Here is a 23286-nt window from a genome sequence, read left to right as displayed (position 1 = left end):
CCCCATGAAGCCTCTCGGATGCCCTCGGAGCCCGGTGGGCCGTCACAGCTCGGCCGCCACCAGCTCCGCGATCTGGGCCGTGTTCAGCGCGGACCCCTTGCGCAGGTTGTCCCCGCACACGAAGAGCTCCAGCGCCGTCGGATCGTCGAGCGCCCGCCGCACCCGGCCCACCCACGTGGGATCCGTGCCCACCACGTCGACCGGCGTCGGGAACTCCCCCGCCGCCGGATTGTCGAAGAGCACGACGCCGGGGGCCGTGGCGATGATCTCCCGCGCCCGGTCCACCGTCACCTCGCCCTGGAAGCGGGCGTGGACGGTCAGCGAGTGGGTGGTGACGACCGGCACCCGTACGCACGTGACGGCGACAGGCAGCTTCGGCAGTCCGAGGATCTTGCGGGTCTCGTCCCGCACCTTCATCTCCTCGGAGGACCAGCCGTCCTCCCGCAGGGTCCCGGCCCACGGCACCACGTTGAGCGCCACCGGCTCCGGGAAGGGGCCGGTGTTGTCCCCCACCGCCCTGCGTACGTCACCGGGGGTCGTCCCCAGTTCCGTACCGGCGACGAGCGCGAGCTGCTGGCGCAGGGTGTCGACCCCGCGGCGCCCGGCCCCGCTCACCGCCTGGTACGAGGAGACCACCAGCTCGCGCAGGCCGAACTCGGCGTGCAGCGCGCCCAGGGCCACGATCATGGACAGGGTCGTGCAGTTGGGGTTCGCGATGATGCCGCGCGGGCGCACCCGGGCGGCGTGCGGATTGACCTCGGGCACCACCAGCGGCACCTCGGGGTCCATCCGGAAGGCCCCGGAGTTGTCGACGACGATCGCACCCTTGGACGCGGCCAGCGGCGCCCAGCGCTCGGCGACCTCGTCGGGTACGTCGAACATGGCGACGTCGACCCCGTCGAATGCCTCCTCCGTCAGGGCCACCACCTCGACCTCCTCGCCGCGCACGGCCAGCTTGCGGCCGGCCGAGCGGGGGGAGGCGATCAGGCGGATCTCGCCCCAGATGTCCGCGTGCTGGGACAGGATCTGGAGCATGACAGTGCCGACGGCCCCGGTCGCTCCCACGACCGCGAGCGTCGGCCCCACGGACCCGGGTCGCACGGTCCCGGGTCCCACAGTCCTGGCCATCAGCGGCCGGTGCCTCCGTAGACGACTGCCTCGTCGCTGTCGGAGTCGAGCCCGAAGGCGCTGTGCACGGCGCGCACTGCCTCGTTGACGTCGTCCTGGCGGGTCACCACCGAGATGCGGATCTCGGAGGTCGAGATGAGCTCGATGTTGACGCCCGCGTCGGACAGCGCCTGGAAGAACGAGGCGGTGACGCCCGGGTTCGTCTTCATACCCGCGCCGACCAGGGAGATCTTGCCGATCTGGTCGTCGTAGCGCAGCGAGTCGAAGCCGATCGCGCTCTTCGCCTTCTCCAGGGCCTCGATGGCCTTGTGGCCCTCGGTCTTGGGGAGGGTGAAGGAGATGTCGGTGAGGCCCGTGGAGGCCGCCGACACGTTCTGCACGATCATGTCGATGTTGATCTGGGCGTCCGCGATGGCGCGGAAGATCACCGCGGCCTCACCCGGCTTGTCCGGGACGCCGACGACCGTGATCTTTGCTTCGGAGATGTCGTGCGCGACTCCGGAGATGATGGCGTGCTCCACCTGCGCGTCCCCTTGCGGATTCTCGTTGCTGACCCAGGTGCCCGGCAGTCCCGAGAAGGACGAGCGGACGTGGATCGGGATGTTGTATCGGCGTGCGTACTCGACGCAGCGGTGCAGCAGCACCTTGGAGCCGGAGGCCGCGAGCTCCAGCATGTCCTCGGAGGAGATCCAGTCGATCTTCCGGGCCTTCTTCACCACGCGCGGGTCGGCGGTGAACACACCGTCGACGTCCGTGTAGATCTCGCAGACCTCTGCGTCGAGGGCGGCGGCCAGCGCGACGGCGGTCGTGTCGGACCCGCCGCGCCCCAGCGTGGTGATGTCCTTCTTGTCCTGGCTCACGCCCTGGAACCCGGCGACGATGGCGATGTTGCCCTCGTCCAGCGCGGTCCTGATACGGCCGGGCGTGACATCGATGATGCGCGCTTTGTTGTGGACGGAGTCGGTGATCACGCCTGCCTGGCTGCCGGTGAAGCTCTGGGCCTCGTGGCCCAGGTTCTTGATCGCCATGGCCAGCAGGGCCATGGAGATCCGCTCTCCCGCGGTCAGCAGCATGTCGAACTCACGCCCGGCAGGGATCGGGGATACCTGCTCGGCGAGATCGATCAGCTCATCCGTCGTGTCACCCATCGCCGACACCACGACAACGACCTGATGGCCGTTCTTCTTGGCGTCGACGATCCGCTTGGCGACACGCTTGATGCCCTCGGCATCGGCTACGGAGGAACCTCCGTACTTCTGCACGACAAGGCCCACGTGCGCTCCTCGCTCAATCCGTCTCGTACCGCACGACTGCGGTCGGCTCAGTCTAACGAGCGGCCGAATTCCACCCCGGTGATATCGCATCGTGAGATGTCCCGCTCACGAGTTGATCACCCGGGTCCGTCCGGCTTTCGGTCGTCCGATCGGTCGGCTTCCGTCCACCGGCCCTCCGGCCGCTCCAGGACCGCATCTGCCCTGCCCGGGCGCACCTCACTCGGAAAGTGCGCCGCGTCACACTCACGAGCCGTCGCGTTAAATTTCAAGTACTAAGGTTCCGCTTGTGCGCGTACTCCTGGTGGAAGACGACGAGCCGGTAGCCCAGTCGCTCCGGCGCGGGCTGCTGCGTTACGGCTTCGAGGTGGCCTGGGTCGCCACGGGCGGTGACGCCCTGGCCCACGAGGATCCGTACGACGTCGTGCTGCTCGATCTCGGTCTGCCCGACACCGACGGGCTCGACGTCTGCAAGGCGCTGCGCGAGCGCGGGGACGTGCCGATCATCGTCATCAGCGCGCGCAGCGACGAGACGGACCGGGTGGTCGGCCTGGAACTCGGCGCCGACGACTATGTCACCAAGCCCTTCGGAGTGCGCGAGGTCATCGCGCGGATAAGGGCGGTGATGCGTCGCGCCCAGCCGCGTACGGCGGCGGAGGCCGCGGCGGCGGGCCCCGACCGGTACGGGTCCCGGCTGACCATCGACCGCAAGGCGGCCCGTGTCCGGCTGAACGACGAGGAGGTCGCCCTCGCGCCCAAGGAGTACGACCTGCTGGCCTTCCTCACCGAGGAGCCGGGCGCGCTGATGTCGCGCGAACAGATCATGGAAGCGGTCTGGGACGCGAACTGGTTCGGGCCGACCAAGACGCTGGACGTCCATGTGGCGGCGCTGCGGCGGAAGCTCGCGGGCGCGATCACGATCGAGGCGGTCCGCGGGGTCGGCTTCCGCCTGGAGATCGACAAGGACGGCGACCGGGACGACGGCGGCACGAGCGGCGCCGGCGCCGGCGAGGGTGACACCGCCTCATGATCCGGCAGCTGATCGTCAGTTACGTACTCCTGGTGGCCATCGCGCTGGCCGCCTTCACCGTGCCGGTGGCCTTCACGCTGACCTCGCAGCTGCGCGGGGACACCGAGGAGTCGGTGAGACGCGAGGCCACCACCATGGCGCTGCTGCTGGGCGAGGGGGACGCGTCCTCGCGGCAGGCGCTCGCGCGGATGGCCGGGGCCTACTCCGAGGACACCCCCGGCACGGTCCAGGTGGTCAGCTCCTCCGGCACGGCCGTGGCCTCGCTCCCCCTCCCCGCGGACGACACGGCGCTCACGCGGGCCCTGAACGACAACAGGCGGACGATCGACTGGGGCTCCACCTTCGTCTGGGGAAAGCACCTCGTGGTGACCGTGCCCGCCAAGGCCGCGGACGACGAGAACCGGGTCGTGGGCGCGGTACGCATCAAGTACGCGACCACCGACCTCAGCAGCCGGCTGTGGAGCATCTGGGGCTTCCGGGCCGTACTCGCGGTCGGTGTGCTGGCCGTGGCCGCCTTCATCGGCGCCTTCGTGGCCCGCCGCCTCACCCGCCCGCTGCGCCAGCTCAACGACATGGCGACCCGGTTCAGCGACGGCGACCTCACGGCACGCTCGCCGGTGGAGGGCCCGCACGAGACCCAGCAGCTGGCCCGCACGCTCAACTCGGCCGGCGAACGCCTCGACAGCCTGGTCGCCGCCCAGCGGATCTTCGTCGCCGACGCCTCCCACCAGCTGCGTACGCCGCTGACGGCACTGCGCCTCTCCCTGGACAACATCGCGGACGGGACCGACGACGAGTTCGTACGGGAGGACGTGGAGCAGGCCACCTCCGAGGTGGTGCGGATGAGCCGCCTGGTGAACGGGCTGCTGGTGCTCGCGCGCGCGGAGGCGAAGGTGTCCGCGGCCGAATCGCTGTCGCTGCTCGACGTGATCGAGGAGCGCTTCTCGGTGTGGAGACCGGCCGCCGACGAGCGTGGAGTCACCATCGCTCTGGGGGGAGTTGCCGGCGGCCGGCCGCTTGTGCTGGCCAGTCCCGGTCATCTGGACCAGGTACTGGACAACGTGCTTTCGAATGCTCTGGAGGTCTCACCGGACGGCGGGACGATCACCGTGGAGGTGTCGTCCCACCCCGACGAGGTGGTGCTGTCGGTGCTGGACCAGGGGCCCGGCATGTCCGACGCGGAGAAGTCCCGCGCCTTCGACCGCTTCTGGCGCGGCCAGGGCCTGACGGGCCGGGCCGGCTCGGGGCTCGGCCTGGCCATCGTCAAGCAGCTGGTCACCGATGACGGCGGTGCGGTGGCGCTGCGGGACGCCCCTGGTGGGGGGCTGTGCGTCCGGTTCAGCTTGCGGCGGGCAGCACCGAGGAGTGGTGGTTGACGATCAGCCACTTGCCACCGCGCTTCTCGTACTCGTACGTGTAGCGGGCCTCGACGTTCTTCTTCTCACCGGTCTTCGGGTCGGTCAGGTTGAAGACGTACAGCCCCGCGTCGAGCGCCGAGTCGCTGTCCAGGACGTTGATCACGGACTTGATCTTCGTGCCCTTGGGCTTGTTCAGCAGGAAGTGGTCGAAGTAGTCGACGATCTCGGCGTGGTTCGTACGGATCTTGGGCGAGGCGGTGGGCAGGAGTACGGCGTCCGAGGCGTAGCGGGCGGCGACCTTCTTCGAGTCCCCGGTCTGCAGGGCCTGGTTCCAGCCGTCGAACAGCGCGGCGATCTCCGCCTTGGAAGCCTTCTTCGCGTGCTTGGTCGCGGAGGGCTTCGACTGGTGCTCCGGGGCGGCCTGGCTGACCCCGACGGTGACGGCTCCGGCGGCCACGAGGGCGACGGTGACGATCGCTGCGCGGGTCCCTATGTGACGCTTCATCACAACTCCTGTGTGGTGGGGTGGACTTGCTCCCCTGGGGGAGTGATCCAACCTTCGCTTCACACCGGTTAAGCCCCGTCCAGCACACGTGCAGCACACGGCCAGGGTTCATACAATTCGGGAAGACCCGCAGGTGAGAGCGCGATTACGTCCGGGGAGGGCTGTCCATGGCAGGGGGCTGGGAGCCCGGTCTGCTACTGAGCGGCATCGTGCTGCTCGGTTCCTGTGTGCAGTGGCTCACCGGCATGGGCTTCGCGCTCGTCGCCGTTCCCGCGCTGGTGCTGCTGCTCGGCCCGGCGCAGGGCGTCGTCCTCGCCAACTGTGCCACGGGCGTCATCTGCGTGGTCGGCCTCGCGAGCGGCCTGCGCGAGGTCCGGCTGCGCGCGATGGTGCCGCTGTGCGCCGCGGCGGCCTGCACGGTCCCGCTCGGCACCTGGCTGGCCCGCCGGCTCCCCGAGCCCGTCCTGCTCGCCTTCATGGGCGCCCTGGTGACGGTCGCCGTCCTCCTCGTCATGCGGGGCGCCCGGGTACCGTCCCTGCGCGGACACGGCGGCGCGGTCGCCGCGGGCGCGGTCGGCGGCTTCATGAACTCCGCGGCGGGCGTCGGCGGCCCCCCGATATCCCTGTACGCCCTCAACGCGGGCTGGACGGTACGGGAGTTCGTGCCCAACGCGCTGTTCTACGGCGTGGTGGTGAACGCGTTCTCGGTCGCCGCGAACGGAGTGCCACAACTCGGCCCGCCGGAGTGGGGATTGGTCGTGGCGGGCATGGTGGCGGGCGGCTCGATCGGCAGATGGCTCGCGGGACGGGTACCGGAGAAACAGGCCCGCCTGCTGGTGCTGTCGCTGGCGTTGGTGGGCGGGGTTGTGACTTTGGGGAAGGGGTTGTGGGGGTTGTAGAGCTGTGGCTTTCGGATGCCTCAGTCCACGAACTCCTTGAGCTGTTCGGTCTCCAGGGTGAAGCCGACAGGAGCCGGGATCTTGACAGATGCCCCGAAGGACTCCTTCACCTGACGGCGGTAGCGGCCGTCCTCCGGATCGGTGAAGACGGTGACCGAGCAGTCGTCACGGTCGATGAGGAGGTATACCGGAATGCCTGCGGCCGCGTAACCGTCGGGCTTCTCCACGCGGTCACGCTGGTGAGTGTCGGAGTCGTACGACGTGACCTCCACGGCCAGCAGAGCGGCCTCGGCCTCCGACCACTCACCCTGCCCCTTGAGACCACCCACCGGGACGAGCACTCCATCCGCGCGGGCCCGCCCCTTGCGATACCGCTCCGTCTTGAGACCGCTCTCCGCATGCAGCCAGAGGTCGGGGCGATGTTGCATGCAGAGCCGTTGCAGCCACGCGATGATCTCGCGGTGATTGCCGTCCGCCATGGGCTTGACCACGACCTTCCCGTTGATGAACTCCAGCCACACGCTCTCGGGCGCATGACGCTCCAGCTCCTCGAACTCCTCGACGGACATCTGGGGCCGGTCTGCGGTCATGGGGGTCATGGCGTCGCCTCCTTGACTCCATGGTGCCCCGACCGGCACGTCCTGCACGCTCATACGCCGCCGTCCTCTCTCGATGGCCTGCAGATCTGCCCGTGCCCGCTCTCGGCCGTCACGGCTTCCAGCGCCTCGGCGGGAGGCCGTTCGCGATGCGGTCGCGGTTGTCCCGGTAGTGGTAGTGGACGCGGTCCTCCATCGACACCGAGCGGAAGGTATCGGGCACGGGCCCGCCCGTACGGCGCTCGAACTTCTCCTTGAGGAGACGAGCGGTCGCGGTGCCCATGTGGGCGATCTCCTCGAAGCCCTTCTTGACGTCCTCCTGCGTCATCCCCAGCTCCGCCTCCTCGGCGAGACAGTCCTCGCACACGCCCCGGACGATCTTCGCCGTCCGCTCGTCGGCGTCACAGGTGGCGCACGCCATGATCACGCGGGTCACCTTGGCGCGGAGGGGACGACCGGATCCGGTCTCGGTGGAATCGTTCTTCTGCGGGGGCATCTTGCTCTCCAATCGGGTACGGACGAACCCGCCAGGGTTCGTGACGGCCGGCGGCAACCCGTCGGTCAGCGCGCGGATCATGTCGGCCGGGGTGGCGCCTCGCGACAGCCACTCGGCGGCGAGAGGTTCGAGCGTTCGGCACTCGGCTTCGGACAGGGGCATACGGGGGTCTGCGACGCGGAGCCCGGCGAGTGCGCGGTAGGCGGCGCTGGGCTCGGGAGCGGAGTCGGGCTGTTCGGCTCGTTCTGCCTGCTCGGGCTTCTCGGCTTCCGAGACCGACTGCGGGGCCGGAGCGGGGGCCTCGGTGCGGGCCAGGCCCGGCTGGTGGTTCTGCGTGACGTCCTTGCCGTGACGCGCCCGCGCGAACTCCGTCCACCACTCCACGGACCTGGGCGTACGCGACCAGTACGTCCGCGTCACCCATCGCATCGAGTTGTCCTCGACGGTGATGTGTTCCTTGATCCAGCGCAGGTGGCCGACCTCGGTGAGGCTCCTGAGGGACGTACGGCTCGCCTGCTGGCCGTAGCGGGGGTGCTCGGCCGCGATCACCTTGTGGCCCATGGCGTAGCCGTCGTCGAGGTGATCGATGAATACGGCGAACTCGGCATCCCGGGGGCACAGATGCGCGAAGTCCGCGTCCGCGTGCGGGGGTTCGTCACCCACAGCGCGTTTTCCGTAACCCGTTTTGGCCATGGGGTGGGTGGAACGCGGCAGGGCGGGGCTAGGCTGGGCGTAAGCCACGATCGAGTCCTCTTCGATGCGTAGGTCCAGGCCTCGGATTCCGGTGTTACAGCACCGGGCCGAGGCCGATCTTTTGCCGCGAACCTAGAGTGACTTCACGTTCCGAAGCAAGCCGATCACGGATCGTCACCCTTACGAGTTACGCGCGCTCAACTCACGTACAGAGTTGGTTGGTTGGTTGGCTCCCGCCATCAAAACCCAAAACCCAGAACCCATGGGAAGAGCTCGGGTCCCGGGGCTCAAGCCCCGGGCTGAACTGCGGAAACGAAGGCGGACCACGCGGGGGCTCGTACCTTCAACTCCGGGCCGTTGGCGGCCAGTTTGGTGTCACGTATGTGGGTTGTGGTGGGGGTGAGGGCGACTTCGACGCACGCGCCGCCTTCAGAGTCGCTGTAGCTGGACTTGGACCACTTCAACTCGTCGTTCATAGCTCATCCACCATCCCCTCGATGAAGCGGGCCGACTCGTCAGGGCCGAGGGCCAGCATGCGGATCATGCTAAGCCGCTCAGTATGCGCACTGACCACTTCCGGGTCAGAGGTCAACTGACTCGTCGACGGCGCCTCCGTATAAGCGAAGCGCTCGTGATCCCGGTTCTCCAGGAGCACCATCGGGCCGAGGAGGGCGACAGCCACCGCCCGGCCGTAGGGCAGCACCTGGATCGCGACGTTGCGCAGCTTGGCCATCTCCAAGAGGTGCAACAGCTGCTCCTTGTCGACGTACGGGCCGCGCAATGCCGCCTCGTAGAGCGCATAGCTGCAAGCCGCCAACGGCTTGCGCGTGTGGAGGCCCTGGCGCTCCAGCCTCGCCAGAACCCGCTCTTCGACGGTGTCCTCATCGAGGGGCGGGGTATGGTCGCCGATCAGTGACCGTGCATAGGTCTCGGTCTGCAAGAGCCCTGGGATCAGGGCGACTTCGTACCACCAGAGGTTGATCGCCTCGCGCTCGTACTCCATGTAGTCCTGCGCCCTCGCCGGAAACTTCTCCCGCCTCAGGTAGTCCTTGGCCGCGCTCAGCAACCCCTCCGCATGACACAACTCGTCCGCCGCGTCCAGGACGCGCGGCGTCGGCATGCGTACGCCCTGCTCCATGGACTTGATGGTGTCCGGGGAGTAGTTGGCGGCGGCGGCCAGTTCCTCGCGGGTCACGTTCGCCTTGGTGCGCCAGCGTTTCAACTGGTTGCCGCTGTATCGCCAGTTGAGCGGCGACGGCGTAGAGGAGTTGTACTGGACTGACACTGCGGCCACCTCCGGCTGATACACCCCGGCGCGTATCTCCTCGGTCACTACCGAGCGTAGCGGGATGACCGTCACCGTGTGACCATGACGAACACGATCCCCCACTACCGCCCCGAGTGGGTCCCCGTCGCCGGACACCAACTCCGCCTGTCCGGCATCCACTTCGACACGATCCGGGTCCAGGGCGTACGCGGGGAGCAGACCGCCGCGGACCTCGTCGAGGCGGCGGACGGGGACGCGGGGCCCGTCGTCTGCGAGGCGGTCGGGTTCCGCTGGATGTACTTCCTGCTCGCACCGGGGGCCGCGAGGGCACACACGTGGCCGTTGGGGGTGCAGCGGTTCGGCGGGGCCCGGAGCCGCACGGTCACGTACATCGGCATTCCGGCGCTGGACGGCAACACCTGGCCGTTGCAGTGGTACAGCGAACCGACGCCGACCACGCCGTACGTGAACCCGGACCGGCTGCACGCGACGCTCGCCCGGAGCATCGCCGCGCAGGAGAGCTGACGCTCGCGGGCATGTGGGCTGAGCCGCGCTAGGGGCGCTTTCTCACGGTGGCTCCGGCCCGGCGGCCGGTTTCGGGCAGGGGCCGGACGCCTGCCGACCCGGCCGGCGGGCTGGAGAGGAAGCACGGGGGAAGGCCGCCCCTGCGCACCGGGGTGCTCAGCGGGGACGGCCTCCGTACCGGGTGGGTCTCAGCACTCGAAGTAGATGACCTGTCCGTCGCCGTTCTCGTCCACCGAGTCGGTCCAGAAGTTGGCGTCCGAGGTCCAGCCGTAGCTGTTGCTGCTTGTCCGGACCCACCACCACAGGTTGTTGTGGGAGTTCACCTTGTAGCAGTGGAGGTAGATCCTCTCGCCGCTGTTGGCGTACCCCCTGTTGGCACAGCCGTCCGAGTAGGGGCCGGTCTTGAGGTTGGCGTTGCCGAGCATGAAGCCGCGGCCTTCCCCGTTGGCCGTAGGGGTCCAGCACTCCGCCTGGGGGGCGGCCTGCGCGGACGGCGCGAGCGTGGCACTGAAGCCGAACGCCATGAGGACGGCGAGCAGGAGGTTCGCGGCCGTTCGGACCGGGCGGTGCTGTGCTGTGGTGCTCGACATGTGGCGGTGCCTCTCTGTGGATGACGTGGGTGTGCGATCACAGCGGGACCTCGGAGGGCAGTGCGCTGCCGGGTCGCGTGGTGCGGCCGGGCACGTGGACAGAGAAGGTGCCGCCTGCGGTCCGGTCACAGGACGGGGCCTGGGGCTGCTGCCCCTCACACGTGTTCCATGGTCCGCCAGGAGAACCCTGAACTGCAGGTGACAAAGGATCCCCTACGGTCTCCGGCCCACCGGGTCACACCCGTCCTGGACGACCCGTCCTTGCATACGCCGATGGCTCGGTAGCTGTCCGGGCCGTTCCCGTCGATCCAGCCACCGAACTGATTCGCGTGGTCGACCGTTTTGTGGAAGTCCCCGTACCACGCGCTCGCGGAGCCGGCGCCTCCGAGGACGACAGCTGCGGCCAAAGCCGCCGCACCGACGAACGTACGCGTGACCGACATGCTCATGAAGAACTCCCGAGGGCGACTGATCCTTCGCTTCTGGCGTGAGCATGCCGGATAAGTTCATGGGGTTGTTGGCATCGTGTGCACGGCTGTTGGCACTCAGCGCACGGCCTGCGCCCCGCCGTGCTGGGCCTGGTGCCGGTGGTCGCGCGGTGTGATGCCGTACAGCGTCTTGAAGGCGCGGCTGAAGTGTGTCGGCTCGGGGAATCCCCAGCGTGCGGCGATCGAGCTGATGGACCGGGCGGTAAGGCGGGGGTCGACCAGGTCGCGGTGGATGCGTCGCAGTCTGCTGCGGCGTATGCCGTCGGCGATCGTCGTCCCCTCGCCCTGGTAGAGCCGGTGGAGGTAGCGGACGGAGATCTGGTGGGCGGCGGCGACAGCAGCCGGTGTGAGGCCGGGATCCCCGAGGTGTTGCTGGATGAACGCGTTGATCCGTGTGCGCAGGACGGTTTGCTGCGTTTCCGGCGACAGGAGGTCCTCGGTCCGGGCGGCCTCGGCGAGCATGGCGCTCAGCAGGTCCAGGGTGACGTTGGCCAGGCGGAGCGCGTCGCATTCCTCGTACTGCGGCGCGTGGTTCATCAGATCGGTGAGGTAGTGGCGGAACAGTGCGCTGATGCCCGTCTGTCCCTGGATGCGGGTCAGGGTGAGCTGGTCGAGGGTGTTGGAGTGCAGGGGCAGTCTGGCCCGGGGTATCTGGAGGATGAGTGAGGAGACGTCCGGGCGGTCACGGGTGGCGGTTTGGGCCTGGCAGGGCCGGGAGGAGTCGTAGAGCACCAGATCGCCCTCGCCCACTTCGGTGTGTCGGCCCGCTTGGCTGAGCCCGACCTCGCCTCGGACGGTGAGCCAGAGCTGGAAGACTTCCGGATCGCCGCGCCGGATCTGTGCAGGGGTCCGGCGTGCGTCCAGGGGTGGGTAGCTCTGTGCGAAGGTCTGGATGTCGCCGAGGTTCAGTGCCTGGGAGCTGGCGAGGAAGTCATCCAGGTGATCGCTGGCTATCGTGGTGCGGAAGTGGGCCTGGGAGATCATCGTCTCCCAGTGGTCGAATCGTTCGGTCCCCGACAGGTGTTCCGTCGAATACGCCGTCCACATCATGTCCCGCCAGTCCTCTCTCCTGCGGGCCCCAGTTCCCGCAGCCCCGTTCAGGGACGCCCCAGGCACCCCGATTGCCCGGGCATCAGATCGCCAGGTCCCCCAGCCGGAGTTGGCCGTCGGTGCACTGTTGGCTGTGGAGTACTTCTTGTCGGTAGGTGCTCGGCGGGATTCCGTAGGCCCTGCGGAATGCGCGGGTGAATTCGGAAGCGTGGACGAAGCCCCAGCGTGTGGCCAGGAAGCCGATGGTCTTGTCGGCCAGTTGGGGATCGGCGAGGTCCCGGCGGCAGCGTTCCAGGCGTCTTTGCCGGATCCAGGCGTTCACGGTGACGCCCTGCGCCTGGAACAGCTTGTGCAGGAACCGCACGGAGATGTGGTGGGAGCCGGCGACTGCGCCGGGCGACAAGTGCGGGTCGCCCAGGTTGCGTTCGATGAAGGAGTGGATGCCGACCATCAGCGTCTGGTGGCGGCTCTCGGGTGGAACGCCGTCTTCGGTGTCCGTGTGGTGCGCGAGGAACGCGGTGATCAGGTCCACGGTGAGCCCGCCCAGACGTATGGCGTCCTGCGGCCGGCAGGTGTCGGACTCAGGTGCCAGTCGGGTCAAGAACTGTGCGAGGAGAGCCCCCATGCCGGTATCGCCCGGTAACAACGCTCCGAGGAGGCGGTCCACCTTCGCCGCCGGAAGAGGAATCGCCGCACGGGGCACGTTCACGACGATCCCCTCGACCGGACCGTCGTTGTCGGGGAAAGCCGAGGCGTCCCATGGGTGCGTCGTGTCGTACAGCAGCAGGTCGCCAACCCCCACCAAGGCGTCACGCCCGCAGTGGGAGATGCTCTGTCTCCCTCGCAGGGTCAGGGCCAGGTGATACAGCTCCGGGTCGGACCGACGAACCAACGCGGGCGAGCGACGCGAGCGCAAGGACGGATAGGACAGCACTGCCACCTGAACGGCCCCGAGGTCCAACTGCCGGGCGCAGGCCCGGAAGTCATCGGCATGGTCGCTGGTGATCTCCGTGGGCGCGAGCGAGTGTGAGGTGAACTCCCGCCACCACTCGAACCGATCGCCTACCGGCAGGTCCTCACTGCGCAACACCGTCTCGATCACCTGACCACCCCCCTCCCATCATGTCCTCATCAACGCGCGAAGGGCAGGCGGCGCGCTCTGTTGAGGAGCGGGAGGGCGCGATGGGCGGCGCGGGCGCAGCCGGGGGATCGGGGCGCGTCCAGCCGGGCCGCCGTCAAGTGGTCCACCCGCTACGACCACCTGCGGGAGGACACCCGGGACCAGGGCCGGCTGAGGCGCCCCGAGACGCGGAGCGAGTTGACAGAGGGTCGACGGGACTCATGAAACGACCACTGGATTGGTCGCTTCAACTCCCGTCGACCCGGCGTTACTTGACCTCGCGCAGGCCCAGCGGGCCCGCGATCTCCTCCGCCATCACCTTGCCGGCCGCCTCCGCGAGGGCTTCCTCGCTGAGGTCCTGGTCGGTGTCGAGGCCGTCCAGTTCCTCCAGGGGCTGGTTCAGGCGGACGTGGGCTACCAGGGACTGGAGGGCGCGGAGGGTGGCCGAGGCGGTGGAGCCCCAGTTGGAGAAGTAGGAGAACTGCCACCACCACATGGCCTCGGTGGTGCGGCCCGCGCGGTAGTGGGCCATGCCGTGCCGGAGGTCCGCCATGACGTCGGCCAGGTCGTCGGAGATACGGGCCGGGACCGGGGGCTTGCGGGGCTCGTACGGGTCGAAGACCTCGGAGTAGACGTCGACCGGGTCGAGCATCTCCGCGAGGCGCTCGCGGATGTCGTCGACGTCCGGCTCGGGGCCGAGGTCGGGCTCGTAGCGCTCGTCGGGGACGATGTCCTCGTGCGCGCCCAGTCGGCCGCCGGCCAGCAGGAGCTGGGAGACCTCCAGGAGGAGGAAGGGGACCGCCGAGTCCGGCTCGTCGCCCTTCGCCACCTCTGTGACCGCGACGAGGAAGCTCTCGACCTGGTCGGCGATCTGGACCGCGAAGTCATCGGGGTCCTGAGCGGTCGCGTGCAGCGTGGCGTCAGACATCTAGAAGCCGGCCTTCCTCAAGAACATCGACAGGAACATCGACAACGGCGTCGAGAAGGACATCGAGAAGAGCTTCGTCCCGTGCGTCTCGTACGTCTCGTACGTCTCGTACGTCAACCACTCGTTCAGACATCCAGCAGCCGCCTTCCCTCGAAGGCACGCCCCAGAGTGACCTCGTCGGCGTACTCGAGGTCACCGCCCACCGGCAGCCCGCTGGCGAGGCGGGTGACCCTGAGGCCCATGGGCTTGATCATGCGGGCGAGGTACGTGGCCGTGGCCTCGCCCTCCAGGTTCGGGTCCGTGGCCAGGATGAGCTCCGTGACCGTGCCGTCCGCCAGGCGCGCGAGCAGTTCCCTTATGCGCAGGTCGTCGGGGCCCACACCCTCGATCGGGCTGATCGCACCGCCCAGGACGTGGTACTTGCCCCGGAACTCGCGCGTCCGCTCGACGGCGACGACGTCCTTGGGCTCCTCGACCACACAGATGACCGTGAGGTCGCGGCGCGGGTCGCGGCAGATGTTGCACAGCTCCTCCTGCGCCACGTTCCCGCAGGTGGCGCAGAAGCGGACCTTCGCCTTGACCTCCATCAGGCACTGAGCGAGACGGCGTACGTCCGTCGGCTCGGCCTGGAGGATGTGGAAGGCGATCCGCTGCGCGCTCTTGGGACCGACGCCGGGGAGCCGCCCCAGTTCGTCGATGAGGTCCTGGACCACGCCTTCGTACACGGATTGCCTTCCTGTCCCTGCTCGTTCTCAGCTGGTGCTTCGGCTGGTTCTTCGGCCCGCTCGGTACGTACCGTAGTCGTGCTCGCCCTCTTGGTACGTACGGTAGTTGGCGGTCGGCCGTCTTAGAAGGGACCGCCGGGTTGACTTAGAACGGCAGGCCGGGGATGCCGCCGCCACCCAGGCCCTGGGCCAGCGGGCCGAGCTTCTGCTGCTGGAGGGTCTGGGCGTTCTCGTTGGCCGCCTGGACCGCCGCGACGATCAGGTCCGCGAGGGTCTCGGCCGTCTCTTCAGGGGATGCAGCCTCGGGGTCCACGGCCTTGGGGTCGATGACCAGGCCACGCAGCTCGCCGGAACCCGTCACCGTCGCCTTCACCAGGCCGCCGCCCGCCTGTCCGTCGACCTCCGTCCGCGCCAGCTCCTCCTGCGCGTTCGCGAGGTCCTGCTGCATCTTCTGGGCCTGCTGGAGCAGCTGCTGCATATTGGGCTGGCCACCACCGGGAATCACGATCAGCTCCTGGTTTCGTACGGCTGTGAGTACGGCTTGCGGGACGGCCGCGAGTACGACCGCCCGTACCGCTTGAGTACGGCTGTCCGGCGGGGTTTTCCCGCCTTGGGACGAGCCTACGTGGTCTGCCGGGCCGTCGCTCCAGCACTCTTTCGAGTGAGATGACGGATTGGCCTATACCTGATCAACGCCCACGTCCGAGCGGAAAACCCCCGAAACCGGGTCCATCGCCACCCATTGGGAGGTAGTAAGGGTGCGGCGCAGCAGCATCTCGTGAACCTTGCGCCACGTTACCGTCACGCAACGTCACGAGTAGGGAGCGTCGGGTGAGCCAGCCGGACATGCAGCCCGAGGGGTCGGCCCAGGACGGGGACGGCCGGGGTGATGGTGCGCGGGCCGGTGGCCTGAGGCCGGGGCCGGGAGGCTTCGGGCCCGGCGGACCCGGGCGGAGCGGTCCACGACGCGGTGTTCCCGGCCGGGGCGCGCTCGGGCCCGGCGGGCCCAGACCCAGCGATCTCATGGGGCGTACGTTCCCTCTAGGGGACTGGGGCGAGCCGGCCGAGCGGCTCCACGAGCTGTACCGGTGGGTGGAGACGGGGGCGCTGACCACGGCCTCCTGGTATCTCGCCGAGCGGGTGTGGAAGCGGCGGGGAGCGCGGGCGTTGCGGGCGGGGGCCGCGGTGGGGGCTCTGGCCGGGGCCGCGTTGCCGCTGCTCGATGTCACCGGGGTGGTGGGCGGGGGTGCCGTCTGGGGGTATCTGGGGATGCTCGTCGGGGTCGCCTGTGTGGCGGGGGACCGCTTCTTCGGGGTGACCGCCGGGTGGATAAGGGATGTGGCCACGGCTCAGGCCGTGCAGCGGCGGTTGCAGGTACTTCAGTTCGACTGGGCGTCCGAGTGTGTGCGGGAGGTGCTCGGGCCCACCGAGGGGACCGCGGGGGAGGCTGCCGAGCGGTGTCTCGGTGTGCTTCGGCGGTTCTCGGAGGATGTGACCGAGCTTGTGCGGGTGGAGACGGCGGACTGGATGGTGGAGTTTCGGACGGGGGCGGGGCCGCTTGCGCTCCAGGCGGGGGTGGGCGGGGCCGCCCGTGTGGACGCGGCTCCGCCGGGGCGGCCCCCGCTGCCCCCGGGCACCCGCCCGAACATGCCGCGCCAGCGACCGCCCGAGCCCCGGTAGGGGTTTTCCTCGCCCCCGCCGCCCCTACCCTCCCCCACTCTCGGCTTCTCCCCCAGCCTCCGGCCGGGAGGTGCCCCCAGAGCGGGGGGACCCCCATCGTCCCTTACTCAGGGGCTCCGCCCCCGAACCCCCAAAAGACTGCGCAGTTCCCCGCGCCCCTAAAAGGGGCGCGGGGAACTGCGCGACCAGCCACAACCGGGCCCGCACCTATACATGAGGAAAAGACCTATACCTGCGGCAACGGGAAAGCCACCGGTCCCCGCAACCCCGCCCGGTTGACCCCCCGCACGCCGAAGAACACGTTGTCCTTGGACAGGTCGATCTCGTGGGAGGTCGCGTCGCCGACCGGGATGACGTGGGTCCACTCGGGGGCCGTGGTCTCGCGCCAGACGATCTCGTAGCCGGCGAGGTCGGGCTCGGAGCCCCGCTTCCACGTCAGCTCAGTGGAGTTCGTGAGCGCGGCTGTCTGGATCCGCGCGTCGCGAGGCGCCGCCGGAGCCTGGGCCAGGGTCCAGAGCGCCGCCGCGTTGACCCGCGCGACCCGCGCCGTGAAGGGGAAGTCGCAGAACTCCGGCAGGTCCCCGTACTGCTTGCCGCCCTCCTCCCGCACGTCCTGGTGCTGGTGGGCGAAGTCCTCGGCGGGCTCGGTGAACCGGGCGGCCGCGTAGCCCTGTTCGAGGAAGGGGATGTGGTCGCCGCCCCGGCGGTAACGGTCCCGGCGGTAGACGACCCGTACGTGCATGCCGGTCGCCGAGTTGTCCCCGGTGTCGCGGACGAAGCGGGCCAACTGCCGTGACGGGGAATCGTTCTCGCCGCCCACCGAACGGCGCGTCGCCGCCTGCTCCGGGGTCTCCGACGTGGGCACGCCCTCGGCGAAGAGACGGATCGTGTACGGGTCCTTCGTCCCGTCGTCCGCCCTCGAACTGCCCACGATGTCGTTCGTGAACATGGCCTGCACGTCCGTGCCGGCCGCCTTGAACCGGGACGCCATGTGCGCGGCCCCGTACAGCCCCTGCTCCTCCCCCGCGACCGCCGCGAACACGATCGTCGAGGCCGGGCGGCGCTTCGCCATCACCCGCGCCAGTTCCATCGCCACGGCGACGCCCGACGCGTCGTCGTCCGCGCCCGGGGCGTCCGAGGTGGCGTCCATGACGTCGGTGACGCGGGAGTCGTAGTGGCCGGAGACGACGTACACCCGCTCCGGGGTGACCGAGCCCCGCAGGGTCGCCACCACGTTCGTGATGCGGGTCGCGGTCGGGATGCGGGACGCGGGTTCCTGGACGTACGACTGGAGTTCGGCCGTCATCCGGCCGCCGGACCCGGCCGCGTACGAGCGCATCTCGGCGAGGATCCAGTCGCGGGCCGCGCCGATGCCGCGGTCGGGGTCGTCCTGGGTGGAGAGGGTGTGCCGGGTGCCGAAGGAGACGAGCTTGCGGACCGTCGCCTCGATGCGGTCGGGGTCGATCTCCCGTAGCAGGGCGCGTAGTTCGCGGGAGGGGGTCTGCGCGGTGGCCGGGCCCCGCCGTTGGACCTCGGCCGCCGTCGCGGGCCTCGCGGGCGTGTCCACCAGCTCGGCCGTCGGCATGGCCGGAGCGGACGCCGCCGGCGCCGCGGACGGCCCCACCGTGACGGCTCCGGCGGCCGCCGTCGCGGCCAGGACGGTTCTTCTGCTGGGGCGTATGTGCGGGACGGGGGGTGGCGTGGGGGATGAGGTGGGGGTGGATGACATGGATCCATGGTTGTGCGCGTGTCCGGCGCACACAAGGGTCCCTGCCGTCACCCCGTGCCGCCATCGTGACGGCGGCCGAGGCCGGTCACCGGGCCGCCCCCTCCCGCTCCTGGCTCAGCCCTGTTTCGTGTACGTCAGTTCGTCGCCGTTGCTCGTGTTCACCCGGCGGAGGCTGCCGTCGGGGAGGACGGTCAACTCCGTTGCCCCGCCCGGGCTGCAGGACGTGGCCGGCTGACCGACCGTGACCTCGGACGCGCCGATCAGGAGCGGACCGCCGGTGCTCGGGGCCTCGGAGAGCTCCGCCCGGAACACACAGTGGTACGTGCCGCTGCCGGCCGGGCCGTCCGCCGTGAGCGAGAGGACCGTGTCGCCCACCTCGCCCTGCTGGATGGTGAGTTCGCGGGTGTTGTGGCCCGTGGCGTTGTCGATGGACGCGGTCCACGTGCCGAGGTACTTGACGGGGATCGCGCCGTCCGTCGGCGTCTCCTCCGGCGTGGTCGGCGGCTGCGTGGTGCCCTCGGTGGCCGGGCCCGGGGCGGGCGCGGCCGCCGTCGGGGACGTGGTGGGGTCGCCGCCCGCGCGGTTGTCCCCGTCGCCCTTCATCAGCGTGTACACGGACGCGCCTGCGCCGAGCGCGACGATCAGCGCGACGACGATCAGGACCGCGGTGGAGCGGCCGCCTTTTCCCTGCGGCGGCGGCCCCGGGTGTGGGGCGACTCCCGGGCCGTACGGGGGTGTTGGGCCGTAGGGGGGCGTGGGGCCGTAGGGCGGGGTCGAGCCCGGAGGGGGTGGGTAGCCGGCGGGCTGCTGTTGGTAGTGCGGGTAGCCGTAGCCGACGGGCTGGGGGTGTTGCTGGGGGTAGCCGTAGGCCGGGTGGACGGGTGGGCCGCCCGGGGGTCCTCCCGGTGGGGCGGTCGGTGGGGGTGTCCCGGGCAGGCCCGTGGTCATGGTGGGGAGGTGGTCGAAGGGGGCGCCTCCCGGCGGGCCGGGTGGGGGTGGGGTGGGGGCGTGTTCGGGAGAAGCCTCGGGAGGGCCCGGAGGTTCTTCGCCCCCGCCGCCCCTACCCTTCCCGTCCCCGGGGGCTGCGCCCCCAGACCCCCCATCGGCCTGAACGGCCTCGTCCTCAAACTCCCCCACTCTCGGCTTCGCTCGATCGGGGGGACCCCCACGACGGGCTGGAATCAACCCCTCCGGCGTTTGAGGAGCGGGGGTTCGGGGGCCGGCCCCCGACGGGGCCTGGGGCGAAGCCCCAGAGGGAAAGGACGGGTAGGGGCGGCGGGGGCGAGAGACTTCCGACCCCCCGGCCGCACCCTCACCCTCACCCTCACCCTCCTGCGAACCCTCCGGACTCTCCGGGTCCTCCGTGTCGAGCAACTGCACCGCGTGCCGCCCCAGTTGGGCCACCAGCATCCCCGGCAGCCACGGGTCACGGCTGCGGCCGTCCGTGACGGTGTCCTCCGCGCCCGTGCGCTCCAGGATGTCGTCGAGGCTCGGGCGGGAGGCGGGGTCCTTGCGCAGGCACTGGCGGACGAGGTCGGCGATGCCCTCGGGGACGCCCTCCAGGTCCGGCTCCTCCTGGGCGATGCGGAACATCAGGGCGTGCACGCCGCTGTTGGCCGTACCGAACGGCAGGTCCCCCGTGGCCGCGTACGACAGGACCGAGCCCAGGCAGAAGACGTCGCACGCGGGCGTGATGCGGTCGCCGCGGACCTGCTCGGGGGCCATGAAACCGGGCGAGCCGACGAGCGCGCCCGTGCGTGTGAGGCCGCCGTCGGTCACCGTCTCCAGGGCGCGCGCGATACCGAAGTCGATGACGCGCGGGCCGTCGATCGTGACGAGGACGTTCGACGGCTTGAGGTCGCGGTGGATCAGCTCCGCCGCGTGGATGTCCTTGAGCGCGTGCGCGAGGCCGGCCGCGAGGATCCGTACGGAACGCTCCGGGAGCGCGCCGTGGTCGTGCCCGACGACCGTTTCGAGCGAGGGCCCCGCCACATAGCCCGTGGCGACCCAGGGGATCGCCGCCTCCGTGTCGGCGTCGAGGACCGGTGCCGTCCAGTGCCCGCCCACCCGCCGGGCCGCCCCCACCTCCTGCCGGAAGCGCGCGCGGAACTCCTCCTGCTCGGCGAGTTCCTGGCGTACGAGCTTGACCGCGACCGTCCGCCCCCGGTCGGAACGCGCCAGGAACACCTGCCCCATACCGCCGGCACCGAGCCGTGCCAGCAGTCTGTACGCGCCGATCCGCTGTGGATCGGCGGGCCCGAGCTTCTCCATCGGTATGCCGCCCTCCCCCGTACTTGTGCGACAGCCCGAGGATAGTGCGGCCGAACGGGCAGGTGGCCGGAGCGGTGTCTACGGTTCCGTAACAGCGGATGCCGTTTCTGTCACGGTTCGCGCACCCGCCTCCGCGCTCGCGACCGACTCCGCTCCCGCTTCCGTGACCGTCTCCATCACACCGATGAGGCGCTCCAGCACCCGTACGGTCTCGGCCAGTTCGGCCTCACCGAGGGTCTCCGCGAGGCGGTCCGCAAAGGCCGCGTGGCCGGGGGTGATCCGCCGCACGGCTGCGAGGCCCTCCCCCGTCGGGCGGAGGAGCTTGGCCCGGCGGTGGGCGGGGTTGGGCACGTACTCCGCGAGACCCCGCTCGACCAGCAGATCGGCGATCCGCTGCACGCTCTGCCGGGTGATGCCCATGACACGGGCGATCCCGGAGACGGGCAGCGGCTCCTTCAGTACGGCCCCGAGCACCTGCCACCAGGCGGCGGTGATCCCGGCGGGGCGGGCCAACTCCTCTGCCACACCCATGAACTGGCCGTTCAGCCGGAAGACCCCGAGCGCGCTCCGGCTGAGCAGGTCCTGCCGCACCCCGCCCGCCCCGCCCGCCCCGCTCGCCCCATCCACGCCACTCGCCTCGCCCGCCTCGGTCACTGGCCGGCCGCCTCAAGCACCGCGTACGCCTCCGCGTCCGAGTCGTGGAACAGCCGGTACCAGGCGTCGAGCACCTCTCCCTCGTACACCCCGAGCAGCCCGAACACCTCCCGCGCGAACGCGACGGGCTCGGTGGGACCGGCGGTGATCAGCTTGCCGTCCGTGACGGCGTCGGTGTCGGCGTACCGCTCGCCGCCCTTGTACCCCGTGGCCGCCAGATAGAAGGAGACGGCACTGGTGTGGGCCCGGTCGTCGAGCAGCCCCTCGCGGGCGAGCCCTGCCGTGGCCCCGCAGATCGCGGCGACGGGCACGTCGGCGTCCAGGAACTCGCGCGCCTTGCGGGCGAAGGGGGCCAGATCGCCGCTGGTGTCCCACAGATCGGCTCCCGGCAGGATCAGCAGCGAGCTGTCCTCGGGCCGCAGGTCGTCGAGCGCGATGTCGGGCTGGATCCGCAGCCCGCCGATGGACCTCACGGGGTCGGGAGACGCTCCGACCGTCCGGATCTCGCAGCCGGCCCGTGCGAGGTACGCGGTCGTGTGGCCGGTCTCCCAGTCGGCAAGCGTGTCGTAGACGGCAAGGTGTACCGGCTTGCGGTTGCTGCTGCCCATGGTTCCTCCTCGGTCGTGCCGGTCGGTCGTTCGGCCCTGCGGGTGATTATGTAAGCATGCTGTCATCACGACAGGATGCTGTCAATGGCCGCTCCGACCGTCGGCGGGACTTCGGTGGGACCGGGGCGGGCGTCCCTACACACGACAACCTGTCGCGTTCCCGGCCGCACCGCAGACAGGACGCCGATGTCGCGCCCCCGCACCGCGGACCTACTCTCGGCCGCATGACCCCTCAGCCCAATCCCCAGGCCGGCGCCGCCGTGAAGGCCGCGGACCGTGCGCATGTGTTCCACTCCTGGTCGGCGCAGGAGCTCATCGACCCGCTCGCCGTCGCCGGGGCGGAGGGGGCGTACTTCTGGGACTACGACGGCAGGCGGTATCTGGACTTCTCCAGCGGGCTCGTCTTCACCAACATCGGCTACCAGCACCCGAAGGTCGTCGCCGCGATCCAGGAGCAGGCCGCGAGCATGACGACGTTCGCGCCGGCCTTCGCCGTCGAGGCCCGGTCGGAGGCGGCACGGCTGATCGCCGAGCGGACGCCCGGGGATCTGGACAAGATCTTCTTCACCAACGGGGGCGCCGAGGCCGTCGAGAACGCCACGCGCATGGCCAAGTTGCACACCGGCCGCCCGAAGGTGCTCTCCGCCTACCGCTCGTACCACGGTGGGACCGCCGCCGCGATCAACCTCACCGGTGACCCGCGCCGCTGGCCGAGCGACAGCGGGGCGGCCGGGGTCGTGCACTTCTGGGCGCCGTTCCTGTACCGCTCGCCCTTCCACGCGGAGACCGAGCGGCAGGAGTGCGAGCGCGCGCTCCAGCACCTTGCCGACACCATCGCCTTCGAGGGACCGGCGACCATCGCCGCGATCATCCTGGAGACGATTCCGGGTACGGCCGGGATCATGATGCCGCCGCCGGGATATCTGGAGGGCGTCCGCGCGCTCTGCGACGAGTACGGGATCGTCTTCGTCCTGGACGAGGTCATGGCCGGCTTCGGACGGACCGGGCACTGGTTCGCCGCGGACCACTACGGGGTCGTACCGGACCTGATGACGTTCGCGAAGGGAGTGAACTCCGGGTACGTGCCGCTGGGCGGTGTCGCGATCTCGCCGGCCGTCGCCGAGACGTTCGCGAAGCGCCCCTACCCGGGCGGGCTCACCTACTCCGGGCACCCCCTCGCCTGTGCCGCCGCCGTCGCGACCCTCGGCGTGATGGAGGAGGAGGACGTCCTCGGCCAGGCCACCCGGATCGGCGCGGCCGTGCTCGGTCCCGGGCTGCGCGAGCTGGCCGAACGCCACCCGAGCGTCGGCGAGGTCCGCGGCACGGGTGTCTTCTGGGCCCTGGAACTCGTACGGGACAGGGAGACGCGGGAGCCGCTGGTGCCGTACAACGCGTCCGGTGCGGCGAACGCGCCCATGGCGGCGTTCGGTGCCGCGGCGAAGGCGCACGGTCTGTGGCCCTTCATCAACATGAACCGCACCCATGTCGTTCCCCCGTGCAACATCACGGAGGCGGAGGCCAAGGAGGGTCTGGCCGCGCTCGACGAGGCGCTCTCGGTGGCGGACGAGTACACGGTGTAGCGCGGGAGAGGTGTGGTCCGGATGGCCCTTTCCCGAACGCGTAAGGTGACTGGCTCGTAGACATGAGCGAGTACTTACCCGATCGGGGAAGGAAC

Annotated in this window: 23 protein-coding genes; 6 read left to right on the top strand and 17 right to left on the bottom strand. The window is 70.0% G+C overall.

What is annotated here, in order from left to right; translation table 11 throughout:
• Positions 1-42 precede the first annotated feature (42 nt).
• Both ACH4YP_RS12740 and ACH4YP_RS12735 read right to left on the bottom strand, forming a co-directional pair.
• Complete coding sequence (locus ACH4YP_RS12740) at positions 43-1128, bottom strand: aspartate-semialdehyde dehydrogenase (RefSeq protein ID WP_398490517.1); 1086 nt, start codon at positions 1126-1128, stop codon at positions 43-45.
• Positions 1128-2402 carry an aspartate kinase gene (locus ACH4YP_RS12735; RefSeq protein WP_055613483.1) on the bottom strand — a complete coding sequence of 425 codons (1275 nt, stop codon included), beginning with the start codon at positions 2400-2402 and terminating at the stop codon, positions 1128-1130. Before ACH4YP_RS12735 ends, ACH4YP_RS12740 begins: the two co-directional genes overlap by 1 nt.
• 286 nt (positions 2403-2688) lie before the next feature.
• Here ACH4YP_RS12735 and ACH4YP_RS12730 point away from each other — a divergent pair, with 286 nt between their 5' ends.
• Positions 2689-3429 (top strand): response regulator transcription factor, encoded by a 741-nt coding sequence (locus ACH4YP_RS12730; RefSeq protein ID WP_361056277.1) that lies wholly within the window; start codon positions 2689-2691, stop codon positions 3427-3429.
• Entirely contained in the window at positions 3426-4805 is a 1380-nt protein-coding gene (locus tag ACH4YP_RS12725; RefSeq protein WP_398490516.1) for a sensor histidine kinase, read from the top strand. The genes ACH4YP_RS12730 and ACH4YP_RS12725 overlap by 4 nt, the downstream gene beginning before the upstream one ends.
• Here ACH4YP_RS12725 and ACH4YP_RS12720 read toward each other — a convergent pair.
• Positions 4768-5292, bottom strand: a complete 525-nt coding sequence (locus tag ACH4YP_RS12720) for an SgcJ/EcaC family oxidoreductase (protein ID WP_398490515.1) — start codon at positions 5290-5292, stop codon at positions 4768-4770. The two genes, ACH4YP_RS12725 and ACH4YP_RS12720, sit on opposite strands and share 38 nt — an antisense overlap.
• 167 nt (positions 5293-5459) lie before the next feature.
• Between ACH4YP_RS12720 and ACH4YP_RS12715 the strand changes: the two genes are divergently transcribed.
• Positions 5460-6191 (top strand): sulfite exporter TauE/SafE family protein, encoded by a 732-nt coding sequence (locus ACH4YP_RS12715; protein ID WP_398490514.1) that lies wholly within the window; start codon positions 5460-5462, stop codon positions 6189-6191.
• Between the two features lie 20 nt (positions 6192-6211).
• Here ACH4YP_RS12715 and ACH4YP_RS12710 read toward each other — a convergent pair whose 3' ends face one another.
• From ACH4YP_RS12710 to ACH4YP_RS12695, 4 genes are all read right to left on the bottom strand, one after another.
• A complete protein-coding gene (locus ACH4YP_RS12710) occupies positions 6212-6790 on the bottom strand; it encodes a Uma2 family endonuclease (RefSeq protein WP_269651754.1) in 579 nt (192 codons plus the stop codon).
• A 109-nt stretch (positions 6791-6899) separates the two neighbouring features.
• Positions 6900-7976: a hypothetical protein gene (locus ACH4YP_RS12705; RefSeq protein WP_398490560.1), complete on the bottom strand. Its 1077-nt coding sequence runs from the start codon at positions 7974-7976 to the stop codon at positions 6900-6902.
• Positions 7977-8263: 287 nt separating this feature from the next.
• Positions 8264-8452 carry a DUF397 domain-containing protein gene (locus tag ACH4YP_RS12700; protein WP_398490513.1) on the bottom strand — a complete coding sequence of 63 codons (189 nt, stop codon included), beginning with the start codon at positions 8450-8452 and terminating at the stop codon, positions 8264-8266.
• A complete protein-coding gene (locus ACH4YP_RS12695; RefSeq protein WP_398490559.1) occupies positions 8449-9261 on the bottom strand; it encodes a helix-turn-helix domain-containing protein in 813 nt (270 codons plus the stop codon). Before ACH4YP_RS12695 ends, ACH4YP_RS12700 begins: the two co-directional genes overlap by 4 nt.
• 84 nt (positions 9262-9345) lie before the next feature.
• Between ACH4YP_RS12695 and ACH4YP_RS12690 the strand changes: the two genes are divergently transcribed.
• Positions 9346-9768, top strand: coding sequence for a hypothetical protein (locus ACH4YP_RS12690; RefSeq protein ID WP_398490512.1), 423 nt, complete (start codon positions 9346-9348; stop codon positions 9766-9768).
• Between the two features lie 188 nt (positions 9769-9956).
• On the opposite strand, the gene ACH4YP_RS12685 is transcribed toward ACH4YP_RS12690, so the two are convergent.
• The 6 genes from ACH4YP_RS12685 to ACH4YP_RS12660 form a co-directional block, all read right to left on the bottom strand.
• Positions 9957-10358, bottom strand: coding sequence for a hypothetical protein (locus tag ACH4YP_RS12685; RefSeq protein WP_361056253.1), 402 nt, complete (start codon positions 10356-10358; stop codon positions 9957-9959).
• Positions 10359-10903: 545 nt separating this feature from the next.
• Positions 10904-11896, bottom strand: coding sequence for a helix-turn-helix domain-containing protein (locus ACH4YP_RS12680; RefSeq protein WP_398490511.1), 993 nt, complete (start codon positions 11894-11896; stop codon positions 10904-10906).
• A gap of 82 nt (positions 11897-11978) precedes the next feature.
• On the bottom strand, positions 11979-12998 hold the full coding sequence (locus ACH4YP_RS12675; RefSeq protein ID WP_398490510.1) for a helix-turn-helix domain-containing protein: 1020 nt from the start codon (positions 12996-12998) through the stop codon (positions 11979-11981).
• Positions 12999-13284: 286 nt separating this feature from the next.
• Positions 13285-13944 (bottom strand): DUF5063 domain-containing protein, encoded by a 660-nt coding sequence (locus ACH4YP_RS12670; protein ID WP_361056244.1) that lies wholly within the window; start codon positions 13942-13944, stop codon positions 13285-13287.
• Between the two features lie 125 nt (positions 13945-14069).
• Complete coding sequence (gene recR, locus ACH4YP_RS12665) at positions 14070-14669, bottom strand: recombination mediator RecR (protein WP_095853428.1); 600 nt, start codon at positions 14667-14669, stop codon at positions 14070-14072.
• Between the two features lie 145 nt (positions 14670-14814).
• A complete protein-coding gene (locus ACH4YP_RS12660) occupies positions 14815-15174 on the bottom strand; it encodes a YbaB/EbfC family nucleoid-associated protein (protein ID WP_361056241.1) in 360 nt (119 codons plus the stop codon).
• A 326-nt stretch (positions 15175-15500) separates the two neighbouring features.
• Between ACH4YP_RS12660 and ACH4YP_RS12655 the strand changes: the two genes are divergently transcribed.
• On the top strand, positions 15501-16349 hold the full coding sequence (locus tag ACH4YP_RS12655) for an SLATT domain-containing protein (RefSeq protein ID WP_398490509.1): 849 nt from the start codon (positions 15501-15503) through the stop codon (positions 16347-16349).
• Positions 16350-16575: 226 nt separating this feature from the next.
• On the opposite strand, the gene ACH4YP_RS12650 is transcribed toward ACH4YP_RS12655, so the two are convergent.
• From ACH4YP_RS12650 to ACH4YP_RS12635, 4 genes are all read right to left on the bottom strand, one after another.
• Entirely contained in the window at positions 16576-18078 is a 1503-nt protein-coding gene (locus ACH4YP_RS12650; protein WP_398490508.1) for a M20/M25/M40 family metallo-hydrolase, read from the bottom strand.
• A 114-nt stretch (positions 18079-18192) separates the two neighbouring features.
• The gene (locus ACH4YP_RS12645; RefSeq protein ID WP_398490507.1) at positions 18193-20349 is read right to left on the bottom strand and encodes a serine/threonine-protein kinase; all 2157 of its coding nucleotides are present in this window, start codon (positions 20347-20349) and stop codon (positions 18193-18195) included.
• Between the two features lie 78 nt (positions 20350-20427).
• Positions 20428-20940 (bottom strand): MarR family winged helix-turn-helix transcriptional regulator, encoded by a 513-nt coding sequence (locus ACH4YP_RS12640; RefSeq protein ID WP_398490558.1) that lies wholly within the window; start codon positions 20938-20940, stop codon positions 20428-20430.
• A 59-nt stretch (positions 20941-20999) separates the two neighbouring features.
• Entirely contained in the window at positions 21000-21611 is a 612-nt protein-coding gene (locus ACH4YP_RS12635) for a DJ-1/PfpI family protein (protein WP_398490506.1), read from the bottom strand.
• A 224-nt stretch (positions 21612-21835) separates the two neighbouring features.
• Here ACH4YP_RS12635 and ACH4YP_RS12630 point away from each other — a divergent pair, with 224 nt between their 5' ends.
• The gene (locus tag ACH4YP_RS12630; RefSeq protein ID WP_398490505.1) at positions 21836-23191 is read left to right on the top strand and encodes an aspartate aminotransferase family protein; all 1356 of its coding nucleotides are present in this window, start codon (positions 21836-21838) and stop codon (positions 23189-23191) included.
• Positions 23192-23286 lie beyond the last annotated feature (95 nt).

The organism is Streptomyces sp. NPDC020747 (assembly GCF_044334695.1).
Taxonomy (GTDB): Bacteria; Actinomycetota; Actinomycetes; order Streptomycetales; family Streptomycetaceae; genus Streptomyces.
This window is presented reverse-complemented; position numbering and strand designations above follow the sequence as displayed.

What these genes read in the sequence shown, in the direction of transcription:
- ACH4YP_RS12740 (WP_398490517.1), bottom strand. Translation starts at nt 1,128, where the DNA reads ATGGCCAGGACTGTGGGACCCGGGACCGTGCGACCCGGGTCCGTGGGG.
- ACH4YP_RS12725 (WP_398490516.1), top strand. Translation starts at nt 3,426, where the DNA reads ATGATCCGGCAGCTGATCGTCAGTTACGTACTCCTGGTGGCCATCGCG.
- ACH4YP_RS12720 (WP_398490515.1), bottom strand. Translation starts at nt 5,292, where the DNA reads ATGAAGCGTCACATAGGGACCCGCGCAGCGATCGTCACCGTCGCCCTC.
- ACH4YP_RS12715 (WP_398490514.1), top strand. Translation starts at nt 5,460, where the DNA reads ATGGCAGGGGGCTGGGAGCCCGGTCTGCTACTGAGCGGCATCGTGCTG.
- ACH4YP_RS12710 (WP_269651754.1), bottom strand. Translation starts at nt 6,790, where the DNA reads ATGACCCCCATGACCGCAGACCGGCCCCAGATGTCCGTCGAGGAGTTC.
- ACH4YP_RS12705 (WP_398490560.1), bottom strand. Translation starts at nt 7,976, where the DNA reads ATGGCCAAAACGGGTTACGGAAAACGCGCTGTGGGTGACGAACCCCCG.
- ACH4YP_RS12700 (WP_398490513.1), bottom strand. Translation starts at nt 8,452, where the DNA reads ATGAACGACGAGTTGAAGTGGTCCAAGTCCAGCTACAGCGACTCTGAA.
- ACH4YP_RS12690 (WP_398490512.1), top strand. Translation starts at nt 9,346, where the DNA reads ATGACGAACACGATCCCCCACTACCGCCCCGAGTGGGTCCCCGTCGCC.
- ACH4YP_RS12685 (WP_361056253.1), bottom strand. Translation starts at nt 10,358, where the DNA reads ATGTCGAGCACCACAGCACAGCACCGCCCGGTCCGAACGGCCGCGAAC.
- ACH4YP_RS12680 (WP_398490511.1), bottom strand. Translation starts at nt 11,896, where the DNA reads ATGATGTGGACGGCGTATTCGACGGAACACCTGTCGGGGACCGAACGA.
- ACH4YP_RS12670 (WP_361056244.1), bottom strand. Translation starts at nt 13,944, where the DNA reads ATGTCTGACGCCACGCTGCACGCGACCGCTCAGGACCCCGATGACTTC.
- ACH4YP_RS12650 (WP_398490508.1), bottom strand. Translation starts at nt 18,078, where the DNA reads ATGTCATCCACCCCCACCTCATCCCCCACGCCACCCCCCGTCCCGCAC.
- ACH4YP_RS12645 (WP_398490507.1), bottom strand. Translation starts at nt 20,349, where the DNA reads ATGGAGAAGCTCGGGCCCGCCGATCCACAGCGGATCGGCGCGTACAGA.
- ACH4YP_RS12635 (WP_398490506.1), bottom strand. Translation starts at nt 21,611, where the DNA reads ATGGGCAGCAGCAACCGCAAGCCGGTACACCTTGCCGTCTACGACACG.
- ACH4YP_RS12630 (WP_398490505.1), top strand. Translation starts at nt 21,836, where the DNA reads ATGACCCCTCAGCCCAATCCCCAGGCCGGCGCCGCCGTGAAGGCCGCG.